Consider the following 12938-nt stretch of genomic DNA (forward strand, 5'->3'; position numbering starts at 1 on the left):
GCCGCCGACTGAAGCGTCAGAGTACGCGCAGATCCAGCGGCCTTGCCGACGATGCCTGTGCCGGCAATGCATCGCCGAACAGGTCGTGCTCGTCGCTGTCGGTGATTTCGACCTGCACCAGGTCGCCCGGCTTCAGCCCAAGCTCGCCGCCGTTCTGGATATGCACCAGGCCGTCGATCTCCGGCGCATCGGCCTTGGAGCGCGCCACTGCGATGCCATCCTCCAGCAGGTCGACCAGGCACTCCTGCACGCTGCCGATCTTGGCTTCCAGGCGCGCGGCGGAAATCGCCGCCTGCTTTTCCATGAAGCGCGCCAGCCGCTCCTGCTTGACCGCTTCCGGCACCGGATCCGGCAGCGCGTTGGCGCTGGCGCCTTCCACCGGCGAGTAGGCGAAGGCACCGACGCGGTCGAGCTGCGCGGCGTCCAGGAATTCCAGCAACTGCTCGAACTCGGCGCCGGTCTCGCCGGGGAAGCCGACGATGAAGGTCGAACGCAGGGTGATCTCCGGGCACAGCGCGCGCCAGCGCTGCACGCGCTCCAGGGTGCGTTCCACCGCGCCCGGCCGCTTCATCAGCTTGAGGATGCGCGGGCTGGCGTGCTGGAACGGGATGTCCAGGTACGGCAGCAGCTTGCCCTCGGCCATCAGCGGGATCACGTCGTCCACGTGCGGGTACGGATACACGTAATGCAGGCGTGCCCATGCGCCCAGGTCCGACAGACCCTCGCACAGCGCCTTCATCCGCGTCTGGTAGCTGCGGCCGCGCCACTCGCGCTCGGCGTACTTCAGGTCCACGCCATAGGCCGAGGTGTCCTGCGACACCACCAGCAACTCGCGCACCCCGCCCTTCACCAGACGCTCGGCCTCGCGCAGCACCTCGTCGACCGGCCGCGACACCAGGTCGCCGCGCATCGACGGAATGATGCAGAAGCTGCAGCGGTGATTGCAGCCTTCGGAAATCTTCAGGTAGGCGTAGTGGCGCGGGGTCAGCTTGACCCCGATGTCGTCTTCGGCGCCCCGCGCGCGCGGCAACAGGTCCACGAACGGATCGTGCCGCGGCGGCAGCGCCGCATGCACCGCTTCCATCACGCTCTGGTAGTCCTGCGGACCGGACACCGCCAGCACGTCCGGGTAGGCCGCGCGGATCTGCTCCGAACGCTTGCCCAGGCAGCCGGTGACGATGACCTTGCCGTTCTCGGCCATGGCCTCGCCGATCGCCTCCATCGACTCGGCCACCGCCGAATCGATGAAGCCGCAGGTGTTGACCACCACCACGTCGGCCGCGTCGTAGCTGGGCACGATCGCATAGCCCTCCACGCGCAACTGGGTGAGGATGCGTTCGGAATCGACAAGGGCCTTCGGGCAGCCGAGGCTGACGAAGCCGACTTTGGGGGTCGCGAGAGACATTGGGGCCGGGGTCCGGGGGCCTGGGAGAAAAACAGCGCGCGAAGTATACCGGGCCGGGGCCGCCGACGCGGCCGGCCCGGTGTGCGCCCGCTCACCCCGGCTTAGCCTGGGCCATGGATAATCCGCCGCTTCCCCCACGCCACAGGAACGCCGTTATGGGCCACTGGACCACGCTCGACACCGCTCACGGCCAGGTTTCCGCCTGGCACGCCCTGCCCGAGGGCACGCCGCGCGGCGGCCTGGTCGTCATCCAGGAAATCTTCGGGGTGACCGACTACATCCGCGAGGTCGCCGACCGCTACGCCGCGCACGGCTATGAGGTGCTGGCGCCGGCGCTGTTCGATCCGGTCGAGAAGGACGCGCAACTGGCCTACGACCAGGACGGCGTGCGCAAGGGCCTGGAACTGGTCGGCGCGCTGGGCTTCGACCGCGCCCTGGACATCGTGCAGGCGGCCGCGCAGGCGCTGGCGCCGGCCGGCAAGGTCGGCACGCTGGGCTACTGCTGGGGCGGCAGCGTCGCGCTGCTGTCGGCGCTGCGCCTGGGCCTGCCCTCGGTGAGCTACTACGGCGGCCGCAACACCCAGTTCCTGGACGAGACGCCGAAGGCGCCGGTGCTGTTCCACTTCGGCGCGCAGGACGGCAGCATCCCGGCCGAATCGATCCAGCAGCACCGCGAGAAGCTGCCGCAGATGCAGACCTTCGTGTACCCGGCCGGGCATGGCTTCGACCGCCATGTGGATCCGAACCACTACGACGCCGACAGCGCCGAACTCGCCCGCGAACGCAGCCTGGCGTTCCTCGCCGAGCACCTGGGCTGAGCCGCGGCATGGCCGACTTCGTCCTGGATCCGCGGCTGCAGGCCGACAGCGCGTTCGTCGCCGACGGGCCGCTGTCGCAGGTGCGGCTGATGGACGACGCGCGCTTCCCGTGGCTGTTGCTGGTGCCACGGGTGGCCGAGGCCAGCGAATGGATCGATCTGGACGGTGGCCAGCAGCGCCTGCTGCTGGCCGAGATCAACCAGCTCTCGCAGTTGCTGCGGCAGGAGCCGGGCGTGCACAAGCTCAACATCGGCGCGCTGGGCAACGTGGTGCGGCAACTGCACGTGCACGTGCTGGGGCGGCACCCGGGCGATGCGGCGTGGCCCGGTCCGGTGTGGGGCAATGGCGCCGCACAGCGGCTGCCGGCCGAGGAGCTGCAGGCGCGTGTTGCGGCGTGGCGCCAGCGGCTACGATAGGCGCCCTTTTTACGGAAGCCGCGCCTCCATGAAATCCAATGTGATCGCCGCCATCGTGCTGATCGTGATCGGCCTGGTGTTCCTGGCCAACAACCTGGGCTGGACCAACCTGAGCCTGGGCCGGCTGATCGCCACCTGGTGGCCGGCGATCCTGGTCGCGGTCGGCGTCGGCATGCTGTTCGGCCGCGGCAAGTAGGTGGAGCCGGGATTGGGGATTTGGGAGTGGGGATTCGTTAGAGCGCCCCACTCCCAATTGATCCATAGCGCGAGCGGCTTTCGGAGCCCGCCCCTGCTACTAGATGCAGGGGCGCCGCGTCGCGATCGCTGGCTCAGCGGCGCACGTTGACCACGCGGGTGCCGGCGATCAGGTCGTGCAGGCAGCGCTTGTCCTGGCGGAAGATGAACAGCGTGTCCACCAACGCGTAGATGCTGCCCACGATCGGCACCAGCGACAGCAGCTGGGTCGGCAGATACCGCAGCGCGATCAGGCGCACGAACGGCGGCTGCCCGCCGTCCAGGTCGGCGATACGGATCCACAGCAGCTTCTTGCCCCAGGTCTGGCCGCTCTTGGCCAGCGGGTAGCCCTGCACCAGCAGGAAGATCACGATCCCCAGCACGCCGTAGCCGAACGTGGTCAGGAACGGCAGCTGCACGCCGCTGCGCGCGGCCTCCATGACCTTGCCGAAGTAGCCGGTCAGCGCCGCCACCGGCAGGAACGTCGCCAGCGAAATCACGCCGTCGATCAGCGCCGCACCGAGGCGCTCGCCACGGCCGGCCAGGACCTCGCCACCGGCGGTGTCCGGCAGCGCGGGCGGCAATGCCGCGTCGGGGGCCTGGTAGGGATTGGGGTCGTTCATTGCGCGCTCCTTGTGCTGTCGGAAAGAAGGGAGTGGAAGATCAAGTCTTGGGCAGGGTCACGCCGGTCTGGCCCTGGTACTTGCCGCCGCGATCCTTGTAGCTGGTCTCGCAGACGTCGTCGGCATCGGACTGGAAGAACAACATCTGCGCCACGCCTTCGTTGGCGTAGATGCGCGCCGGCAACGGCGTGGTGTTGCTGAACTCCAGGGTCACGTGCCCTTCCCACTCCGGCTCCAGCGGGGTCACGTTGACGATGATGCCGCAACGCGCATAGGTGCTCTTGCCCAGGCACACCACCAGGGTGTCGCGCGGGATGCGGAAGAACTCGACCGTGCGCGCCAGCGCGAAGCTGTTGGGCGGGATGATGCACTCGTCGGCCTCGATGTCGACGAAGCTCTTGGGGTCGAAGTGCTTGGGGTCGACGATGGTCGAGTTGATGTTGGTGAACACCTTGAACTCGCGCGAGCAGCGCACGTCGTAACCGTAGCTGGAGGTGCCGTAGCTGACGATGCGCTGGCCGTCGACCTGCTTGACCTGGCCCGGCTCGTAGGGCGCGATCATGCCGTGCTGTTCGGACATGCGGCGGATCCAGCGGTCGCTCTTGATGCTCATGGGGCTTCCTGATGCGGTGGCGGCGGCCGCAGCCTGCACGCCGGGAACGCAGCCGGCAAAGGGGCCGGCCGCAATGACCGGCGATTCTAGCCGGTCGCGGGGCGTTCGCGGCAGGCGCCGCGCGCCGCTCAGCGCAACGCCGCGGAGATCGGGATGGTGGCGCGCGGGCGCTTGCGCAGTTCTTCGGTCAGGCGCTGCGCGGTGGCCAGGTAGGCCTGTGCCGCGGCCGACTCCGGCGCGGCGGCCACCACCGGGGTGCCGGCGTCGCCCTGCTCGCGGATCGCGATCGCCAGCGGCAGCGACCCCAGCAGCGGCACACCGTACTGCTGGGCCATGCGCTGGCCGCCGCCCTCGCCGAACAGGTGCTCGACATGGCCGCACTGGCTGCAGGTGTGCACCGCCATGTTCTCGACGATGCCCAGCACCGGCACCTCGACCTTCTCGAACATCTTCAGCGCCTTCTTCGCGTCCAGCGTGGCGATGTCCTGCGGCGTGGTGACGATCACCGCGCCGGCCACCGGGATCTTCTGCGCCAGGGTCAGCTGGATGTCGCCGGTGCCGGGCGGCAGGTCGATCAGCAGGTAGTCCAGGTCGTCCCACAAGGTGTCGGCGAACAGTTGGGTCAGCGCCGAGGTCGCCATCGGGCCGCGCCAGATCATCGGCGTGTCCTGGTCCACCAGCAGCCCGATCGACATCGCCTCGATGCCGAAGGCGCGCATCGGCTCGATGCTCTTGTCGTCCGGGCTGTCCGGGCGCCCGCTCAGGCCGAGCATGGCCGGCACGCTGGGGCCATAGACGTCGGCATCCAGCACGCCGACGCGCGCGCCCTGGCGCTGCAGGGCCAGGGCCAGGTTCACGGCGGTGGTGGACTTGCCCACCCCGCCCTTGCCGGAGCCGACGGCGATGACGTTGCGGATGCGCGGGTGCGGGGCGAGCTTGGGCTGGACGGCGTGGGCGGGGAGACGCGGGCGTTCGGTCATCGGGAAACTCGTCAACGGAAATGGGCGAACATCCGCGCACCGCACTCGCACGTAGGCCAGGCAGATAGCGCGGTGCCCGCGTTTGGCACGACGACTATACAAGGGCAGGGTCGGCAGCCGCCGGTGCTTGGGCAACAAGCACCGCCTTCGCGCGGTGAGGCGACGCCTGCCGAAGCCGCCTCGATCAGCCGTACAAGCGCGCTTCGTCTCTTCCAGCGCCCGAACGGCATGCGAAGTCATGTCGACGACGGCAGGACCAACGGCACTCTTTGGCGTCCAAGGACCGCGTGTAGAGTGCGCAGCTAGCGCGTTCTGATATATTCAGAAAACGTTCATATTTGCGCAGTTGCGCAGATGTCTGGCTCGTTCATCATCTGGGGAATGTTGCATGACAAGAGTTAATTCGGCGCGGCATTGGAGCCTCGCCATGGGCGTCGCCACGCTGTTGGTCACCACAGCGGCGCAGGCCATCCAGCCGATTCCGATCGAGGATCTGGCTCGCCTGCCCGCGCTTCAGTCGGTGACAATGAGCCCCGACGGCAAGCACATCGTGGGCCTGATCCCATCGCCGCAGAATCCGGATGAAACCGCGCTGGCGACATGGGACACCTCGGCGCTGTCCAAGGGACCCACTGTGGTCACGCCTTCCGGCGAGAGGATGAAGTTCATTTCCGCTTACGCCTTAAAGGCCGACAAGATCCTGACCGTGGCACGACAGGAATGGACCGGCCGCCTCGGCGGCTGCGGCGAAGGCAACTCTACGGGTTCCACCCGCACCTTCGTCTCCAAGACCTATCTGACAGGAGACGACCAGAAGGACTTCAAGGAAGCGTTTGCGGACAATGCGCGCAAGGTCGGCATCAGCGCCGATACACAGCTGTGCCTGGAGTTGAGCGGCACTGCGTCGCTCGTGGACATGCTGCCACTGGACCCGGACCGCGTGGTCATCCAGCAACTGAGCGAAGTCAGCCTATCTTCCAGCTACTACCTCTACAACCTCAAAACCGGGCAGACCGAACTGCTGTTTCGTGGCGATTCGCGCGCGGTCCCGTCGCTGTTCGACCATCGCACCGGCAAGGTGTTGGCGAAGCAGCAGATCGACGGAACCGGCGGCGACTACGAACAGCAGGTCCTGCTGCTCGACCCGAAATCGGGCCAGTTCTCGGTGCATGCGCCGCTGACCACCAAGATCTCCGCCCGCAACGTAGTAGACGTGCTGGGCATCGACGATGCGACCGGAAAGTACTACATCCTGACCGATCAGTTCTCCGACAAGGCGCAAGTGCGCCTCTACGATCCACTACAGCGCAAATACGATCCCGATCCGGTAGTGGCCGACCAGAACTTCTCCATCGCGGGCCTGATCTTCGGCACGCAGTCGAGCAACTTCAATAAAGTCGTGGGTTTCACCGTGGATGGCCCGACGCGCGAGTCCATTTACGTGGATCCGACCTTGAAGTCGATTCAGGAAAGCCTGAAAAAAGCATTCCCCGGGCAGAGCATCGCTCTGGGCTCTTATACCGATGATCTCTCCAAGGTGTTTTTCACCGCGCAGAGCGCCGACCAGCCGCCCAGCTATCACCTGCTTATCAACAAGCAGACCGTCACGTCCCTGGGAAGTTCCAGGCCATGGATCGGCAAGAACGGCTTTTCCGTGCAAGAACGCTGGGTCAGCTACACCGCACGCGACGGGCGCAAGATTCCAGCCATCCTGGACCTTCCCGCAGGCTGGAAGCAGGGAGATCCAGCTGGTCCGGCAGTCATCAACCCGCATGGCGGCCCATGGGCCCGCGACTACATGGGATGGGACGTTTCCGGGTGGGTACCACTGCTTACGTCGCGCGGTTATGCCGTCCTTCGGCCACAGTACCGGGGCACCCAAGGTCTGGGACGCGATCTCTGGGTAGCCGGAGACCGAGAATGGGGCCAGAAGATGTCGGATGACAACGACGATGGTGCGGCTTGGCTTGTCTCGCAAGGCTTTGCGTCCAAGGACCGGGTGGCGATCTTCGGCTATTCCTACGGCGGCTTCGCAGCGGCCGCTGCCACCGTCCGCAAGCCATCGCCATACCAGTGCGCCATTGCCGGTGCGCCGGTCACCAACCTGGGGAAACTCAGCACCTCCTGGAGCGATAACCGCCTGCAACGCATCCTGCAAGGAAAGACCCTGAAGGGCATGGACCCGATGCAGAACACGGCCAATGCCACAATCCCTGTACTGCTATTCGTAGGAGACCGCGATGTGCGCACTCCATCGTTCCATGCCAAGGACTTCTACGAGGCAGTCAAGGACATCGTCCCGGCCAAGTTCGCGCTGATCCCCGATCAGCCGCACAGCCTGCCCTGGTACCCACGCCAACAGAGACAGACCCTTGGCTTGATCCAGGATTTCCTGAAGAACGACTGCGGCCCTGGCGGCCTCTGAACCTTTGACGTGAGCCGCTCAAGAGATATCACCTCCTAACGGCATCTTGGCCCCCCGGGCGCACGCATGTGCCCGGGAGGCGGGCGATCTATCCCGCGACGCAACCAAGCGCACATGGTCGAGCGTCGTCCGTACGCCATCGCACGGCCCCCTCTGCGGATCTGCCGCTGTGCGACGCCGTCGAACCCCGATAGCGCCCCCGCTTCCCCCTTCTCTTCCCGACCGCTGCGCGCCGAATGAGCGCACGAAGCATCGCAACGCGTGTGCGGCAGACATGTGCATCGCCTTGACACGACAGCCATATCAACTGTCAGCAACAGGCCGCGACATAGAAATATTGCAGCAATAGACAGCAAATTACCCGAAGTTGACACCAACTCCCCAACAAACGCACCTCCATGGTGCCGCGCGGAAGAAGTGCGCGAGCGTCGTGTCGCCCCAAGAGAGCTCGCTCCGAGCCGGCGAACCAGCCCACGCCACCAAAACTGATGCATCCATCGGCTTTCCGGATGATTACGACGGGAATGTAACGACCGTATGTCGCAAATTTTCTTGTTCAGCGGATGTTGCATCGCTAACGCTGCGGCAGTACATTCGCTTAACCACACCGTAACAACTGCTTCACTTCGTATTTAAATAGGGGAGTAAAGAAGGAATGTTCAGAAATTCGACCAATGGGTTGCGGCGGCTGCCGCTGGCAATTGCCGTGATCGCAGCGCTGCAGGCCGCGCCCACCTTTGCGCAGGACAATCCGGCCAATGGTCAGGCTGGTGCCGACGACCAGGCCAAGGCCACCTCCAAAGAGGCGGCCAAGACCAAGGAACTCGATGCTGTTTCTGTGACCGGATCGCTGCTCAAGCGTCCGGAATATGAGACCGCCTCGCCGGTCCAGGTCATCTCGATCGACAAGAGCATCTCGGCCGGCAAGTTCGATGTGGCCGACTTTCTGCAGACCTCTGCCGCGGCAGCCAGCTCCACTCAGATCAACAACCAGTTCGGTGGGTTCGTCGTCGAAGGCGGCACCGGCGTACAGACAGTGTCGCTGCGCGGCCTGGGCGCCAATCGCACGTTGATCCTGCTGGATGGCCAACGCCCGGGCCCGGCCGGCACGCGCGGCCAGGTCGGTTCGTTCGATCTGAACGTCATCCCCAAGGTCATCCTGCAGCGCATCGAAATCGTCAAGGACGGCTCGTCGTCCATCTACGGCTCGGATGCTGTCGCCGGCGCGGTCAACCTGATCACCCGCAAGAGCATCGACAAGCCGATCATGGACTACACCATGAGCGTGCCGCAGCATGGCGGAGGCGAGCAGTTCTCGGCATCGTTCGCTGCCGGTAAGGATTTCAGCAACGGCAGCATCATCGGCGCCGTGCAATGGGATCGACTCAATGCCCTGGAGTTCGGCGACCGCGACTTCCTGCGGTGCGCCCAGGACCGGATCTGGGGCACCGACGGCAAGCGCATCGACCGCGAGGACCGCTCGATCATCGGCGGCACCAACCTTGGCGGATGTTCGTCGGGCAACCTCTACGCCAACACCATCATCAACTATTTCAATTCGGCCATCCGCTATGTGCCGTCGCCGGACGGCAGCACCGTAGGTCCGTTCGCGGGTTACCGGCCGCGCCCCCGTCCTTCCAGAACCTACGCCAACTCGCCGCAGGCCTACTATGAGGACGTGTTGAACTTTCCGTTCTACAACACGACGCAGGCCATCAACCAGCGCGAGCGCATCAGCCTGTACGGCGCCAGCGATTTTGGGTTCGATAGCTTCAACTGGAAGACACAGTGGCTGTACAACCGCCGCGAGACTACCGCGCACAGCTACAGGCAGTTCTTCCCCGTCGTCGCCAACGAAACGGACGGCAACTTCTACCAGCCGATCATGCCGTACCGCGACGATCAGAAGATCACCGTCGATTACTTCTATGGCAGCACCAAGTTCGACGGGGCCTTCAAGGGAAGCGATAGCTGGAGCTGGGAGATCAACGCGAGCTACTCGCGTTCGGACGGCGAATACCGGCACAACGACATCCAGACGTCGCGCACGGGCGATCTGGCGTATGTCGATGGCGACGCACCGGTGAACTACTTCGATCCCGGCTTCCTCAGCGGCGAACGCATGCGTGAGCTGGAGAACGCCATCGGCGTCAACACCAAGGGCAATACCATCTACGATCAGGCCATCGTCAATGCCGTCGTCACCGGCAACCTGTTCGCGCTCCCCGCAGGTGATGTCGGCGCGGCGTTCGGTGTCGAGTATCGGCATACCAAGATCGACGACCAACCCGATGCGCTGACCACTTCGGGCGACATCTGGGGCTACAGCTCCGCGCAGGAGACCAAGGGCACGGACAATGTGCGCGAAGCCTTCGTGGAGTTCGACGTCCCACTGCTCAAGAACAAGCCGGGCATCGAATCGCTCTCGGTCAACCTGTCAGGCCGAGCGTTCAAGTACAACTCCGTCGCCGATTCGGACGAAGTATGGAAGACCGGCCTGAACTGGCAGATCATTCCGTCCCTGCGCGTGCGCGGCAGCATCGGCACTTCGTATCGGGCACCGGGGCTGTACGAGCTGTACCTCGGCGATCAGACCGGTTACCAGTCGCAGACAACGATCGATCCGTGCATCCTGTGGGGTGAAAGCAACAACACCTTCATTCAGAAGAACTGTGCGGCTGCCGGCATCCCCTCGGACTACGCGGGCGGCGGCGGATCTGCGACCGTGTACGGCCGTGGCGGCCAGGGCACTCTGAAGCCGGAGACCTCCAAGGCCAAGACGCTTGGCATGGTATGGACGCCCGAGTTCGCCAACCTGAGCGTGGCGGTCGACTATTTCGACTACGACATCCGGGGCGAGATCTCGCAGCTCAATGAGTTCGACATCATCAACGGCTGCTATGGGTCGGCGGTGTATCCGAACGCGTTCTGCAATCAGTTCGTCCGTAACAGCCCGACCGATCCCGCCTCGCCGAACACCATCACCACCATCTACAACAAGTACATCAACATCAACCGCGAGCGTACCCGCGGCTACGACTTGCAGATGAATTACGACAACGACTTCTCCTTCGGCAAGCTGTCGCTGGAGGCACAGGTCACGTACACGATGGAAGACGTGCTGCAGTTGTTCGACAGCGCGGCGGAAAGCGGACTCACCTCGAGCAACCAAGTCGGCTACATCGGCCGACCGAAGACCGTGGGCCTGATGTCCGCGGATCTGAAGCGCGGCGACTGGACCTTCAGCTATCAGGCCAGCTATGTCAGCAGCACTCGCAATCTCGATTTGGACCCCACCTTCACCTACCAGGGGTATCAAAACGCGACGCGCGACATCAAGGCCGGTTGGCAGGTCCTGCACAATGCGTCTGTTTCCTACGAACAAGGCGACTGGGGCATCATGGTCGGCGTGCGTAATCTGTTCGACAAGGCGCCGGACCTGATTTCCACCGGGGCCGGCACGCGTTACGGCAATACGCCGCTGTACGCGTCGCAGTACGATTGGTACGGCCGCACGGTGTTCGCCCGAGTGCAGTACAAGTTCTAAGCTTTGCTGTTCGGGAGCGATCGGAGGGGCGGCCATTAGCCGCCCCTTTTTGTTTGGAACATTCGCGCGAGGATGCTTGGCAGCTGCGCACAACCAAGTCCCCGACCCGTACAGAGTGCCGATCGCGCACGCCACCTCCACACACGCGCTTTTGCAGGCGCAAACCGTGCGCCTTCTACGCCTCAGCCGCGCAACAGCGCCATCGCCGCGTTGTGGCCGGGCGCACCGGTCACGCCGCCGCCGGGATGGGTGCCGGACCCGCACAGGAACAGGCCCGGAATCGCGCCGCGGTACGCCGCCTGGCCGAGCATCGGCCGCGCACTGAACAACTGGTTGAGGCTCAGCGCGCCGTGGAAGATGTCGCCGCCGATCAGCCCGAAGGTGCGTTCCAGGTCCAGCGGACTCAGCACCTGCCGGCCCAGTACCGAGGCGGCGAAGCCCGGCGCGTAGCGTTCGACGGTGGCGATCATCAGGTCGGCGACCTCGTCGCGGTGCGCGTCCCAGCTGCGCCCGTCCGGCAACTGCGGCGCCACGTGCTGGCAGAACAGGCTGGCCACGTGCTGGCCCGGCGGCGCCAGGCTGTCGTCCAGGGTGCTGGGAATCAGCAGTTCGACGATCGGTTCGCGCGACCAGCCGTGCGTGCGCGCATCGTGGTACGCGCGATCCATGTAGTCCAGGCTCGGCGCCAGCACGATGCCGGCGGTGAGGTGGTCGCCCGGCCCCGGCAGCGCACTGAAGCTGGGCAGGTGCGACAGTGCGACGTTCATGCGGAACGTGCCCGACCCGCAGCGCCAGTGCGCCATGCGCGCGCGGGTCGCGGCCGGCACGTGCGCCGGATCGAGCAGGCGTTCGTACAGCAGCTTGGGATTGACGTTGGCGACCACGTGCCGCGCCCGCAGCCGCTCGCCCTGCTCGGTGACCACGCCGACCGCGCGCCCGTCCTCGACCAGGATCTCGCGCACGCCGGCATCGGTGCGGATCCGCGCCCCGGCGGCGGTCGCAGCGCGGGCCATCGCCTGGGTGATCGCGCCCATGCCGCCCAGCGCATGGCCCCAGGCGCCCTTGACCCCGTTGCTCTCGCCGAACACGTGGTGCAGCAGCACGTAGGCCGATCCTGGCGTGTACGGGCTGGCGTAGTTGCCGACGATGCCGTCGAAACCGAACAGCGCCTGCGCCGCATCGCTCTCGAACCAGCGCTGCAGATAGTCGGCAGCGGAGATGGTGAACAGATCCAGCAGGTCCTGGCGCAGCTCCGCGTCCAGCGCATGCAGGCGGCGGCCGAGGCGGCCGGCGCGCAGCAGTTCGGGCAGCGCCTGCAGCCAGCCACCATCGGTGACGTTGGGCGGCGGCTGCAGCGCCAGCGCGCGCAGCACGTCGGCGATGCCCTCCAGCCGCGCTTCGTAGGCCGGCAGGCGCGCGGCGTCGCGCGCGGAGAACTTGGCCAGTTCGGCCTGGGTGTGGCCGGCGCCGGTCAGCAGGAAACGCCCGTCCGGCAATGGCAGAAAGTTGTTGCGCCGGCGCGGCACGATGCGCAGGCCGTGACCGGCCAGATCCAGGTCAGCGATCACCTTGGGCTGCAGCAGCGACACCGTGTAGGAGGCTACCGAATTGCGGAACCCGGGATGGAATTCCTCGGTCACCGCGGCACCGCCGACCACGCCGCGCCGCTCCAGCACCGTCACCTTCCAGCCGGCCCGCGCCAGGTAGGCGGCGCAGACCAGGCCGTTGTGGCCGGCACCCACGATCAGGGCATCGCATGGCGATTCACGGGTCATGGCCGCATGGTAAGCCAGCGCCGGCGGGGCTGCCGACCGGCAGGCGACGCGGCCGTCCGACGGCCCAATGCCCGCGGCCGCCCATGACCTTCGACACCCCTG

At 65.7% G+C, this 12938-nt stretch carries 10 protein-coding genes; 5 read left to right on the forward strand and 5 right to left on the reverse strand.

Features of this window, described 5'->3' with window-relative positions; genetic code table 11:
- Positions 1-16: 16 nt before the first annotated feature.
- Positions 17-1405: a 30S ribosomal protein S12 methylthiotransferase RimO gene (rimO, locus tag PG878_RS14190; protein ID WP_209031882.1), complete on the reverse strand. Its 1389-nt coding sequence runs from the start codon at positions 1403-1405 to the stop codon at positions 17-19.
- Positions 1406-1560: 155 nt separating this feature from the next.
- Between rimO and PG878_RS14195 the strand changes: the two genes are divergently transcribed.
- Genes PG878_RS14195 through PG878_RS14205 form a run of 3 tightly spaced genes read left to right on the forward strand, consistent with a single transcriptional unit; the run spans position 1561 to position 2835 of the window.
- Entirely contained in the window at positions 1561-2223 is a 663-nt protein-coding gene (locus PG878_RS14195; RefSeq protein WP_152236093.1) for a dienelactone hydrolase family protein, read from the forward strand.
- An 8-nt stretch (positions 2224-2231) separates the two neighbouring features.
- Positions 2232-2639, forward strand: a complete 408-nt coding sequence (locus PG878_RS14200) for an HIT domain-containing protein (protein WP_152239690.1) — start codon at positions 2232-2234, stop codon at positions 2637-2639.
- A gap of 28 nt (positions 2640-2667) precedes the next feature.
- Positions 2668-2835: a LiaI-LiaF-like domain-containing protein gene (locus PG878_RS14205; protein ID WP_003467495.1), complete on the forward strand. Its 168-nt coding sequence runs from the start codon at positions 2668-2670 to the stop codon at positions 2833-2835.
- A gap of 133 nt (positions 2836-2968) precedes the next feature.
- On the opposite strand, the gene PG878_RS14210 is transcribed toward PG878_RS14205, so the two are convergent.
- From PG878_RS14210 to apbC, 3 genes are all read right to left on the reverse strand, one after another.
- A complete protein-coding gene (locus tag PG878_RS14210) occupies positions 2969-3496 on the reverse strand; it encodes an RDD family protein (RefSeq protein ID WP_209031883.1) in 528 nt (175 codons plus the stop codon).
- A gap of 40 nt (positions 3497-3536) precedes the next feature.
- Positions 3537-4109 (reverse strand): dCTP deaminase, encoded by a 573-nt coding sequence (dcd, locus tag PG878_RS14215; protein WP_010340509.1) that lies wholly within the window; start codon positions 4107-4109, stop codon positions 3537-3539.
- A gap of 128 nt (positions 4110-4237) precedes the next feature.
- Positions 4238-5089 carry an iron-sulfur cluster carrier protein ApbC gene (gene apbC, locus PG878_RS14220; RefSeq protein WP_209031884.1) on the reverse strand — a complete coding sequence of 284 codons (852 nt, stop codon included), beginning with the start codon at positions 5087-5089 and terminating at the stop codon, positions 4238-4240.
- A 427-nt stretch (positions 5090-5516) separates the two neighbouring features.
- Between apbC and PG878_RS14225 the strand changes: the two genes are divergently transcribed.
- Together PG878_RS14225 and PG878_RS14230 are read left to right on the forward strand one after the other, a co-directional pair.
- Positions 5517-7514: an alpha/beta hydrolase family protein gene (locus tag PG878_RS14225; RefSeq protein ID WP_244672674.1), complete on the forward strand. Its 1998-nt coding sequence runs from the start codon at positions 5517-5519 to the stop codon at positions 7512-7514.
- A 655-nt stretch (positions 7515-8169) separates the two neighbouring features.
- On the forward strand, positions 8170-11061 hold the full coding sequence (locus tag PG878_RS14230; protein ID WP_209031886.1) for a TonB-dependent receptor plug domain-containing protein: 2892 nt from the start codon (positions 8170-8172) through the stop codon (positions 11059-11061).
- 182 nt (positions 11062-11243) lie between these two features.
- On the opposite strand, the gene PG878_RS14235 is transcribed toward PG878_RS14230, so the two are convergent.
- Positions 11244-12836: a phytoene desaturase family protein gene (locus tag PG878_RS14235; protein ID WP_209031887.1), complete on the reverse strand. Its 1593-nt coding sequence runs from the start codon at positions 12834-12836 to the stop codon at positions 11244-11246.
- Positions 12837-12938 lie beyond the last annotated feature (102 nt).

It is taken from the genome of Xanthomonas hawaiiensis (assembly GCF_031834635.1).
In the GTDB taxonomy this organism is placed as follows: Bacteria; Pseudomonadota; Gammaproteobacteria; order Xanthomonadales; family Xanthomonadaceae; genus Xanthomonas_A; species Xanthomonas_A sacchari.

Excerpts from the sequence above, each read along its gene's own strand:
- PG878_RS14210 (WP_209031883.1), bottom strand. The coding sequence starts at position 3,496 with ATGAACGACCCCAATCCCTACCAGGCCCCCGACGCGGCATTGCCGCCC.
- PG878_RS14225 (WP_244672674.1), top strand. The coding sequence starts at position 5,517 with ATGGGCGTCGCCACGCTGTTGGTCACCACAGCGGCGCAGGCCATCCAG.
- apbC (WP_209031884.1), bottom strand. The coding sequence starts at position 5,089 with ATGACCGAACGCCCGCGTCTCCCCGCCCACGCCGTCCAGCCCAAGCTC.
- dcd (WP_010340509.1), bottom strand. The coding sequence starts at position 4,109 with ATGAGCATCAAGAGCGACCGCTGGATCCGCCGCATGTCCGAACAGCAC.
- PG878_RS14235 (WP_209031887.1), bottom strand. The coding sequence starts at position 12,836 with ATGACCCGTGAATCGCCATGCGATGCCCTGATCGTGGGTGCCGGCCAC.
- PG878_RS14195 (WP_152236093.1), top strand. The coding sequence starts at position 1,561 with ATGGGCCACTGGACCACGCTCGACACCGCTCACGGCCAGGTTTCCGCC.
- PG878_RS14230 (WP_209031886.1), top strand. The coding sequence starts at position 8,170 with ATGTTCAGAAATTCGACCAATGGGTTGCGGCGGCTGCCGCTGGCAATT.
- rimO (WP_209031882.1), bottom strand. The coding sequence starts at position 1,405 with ATGTCTCTCGCGACCCCCAAAGTCGGCTTCGTCAGCCTCGGCTGCCCG.
- PG878_RS14200 (WP_152239690.1), top strand. The coding sequence starts at position 2,232 with ATGGCCGACTTCGTCCTGGATCCGCGGCTGCAGGCCGACAGCGCGTTC.
- PG878_RS14205 (WP_003467495.1), top strand. The coding sequence starts at position 2,668 with ATGAAATCCAATGTGATCGCCGCCATCGTGCTGATCGTGATCGGCCTG.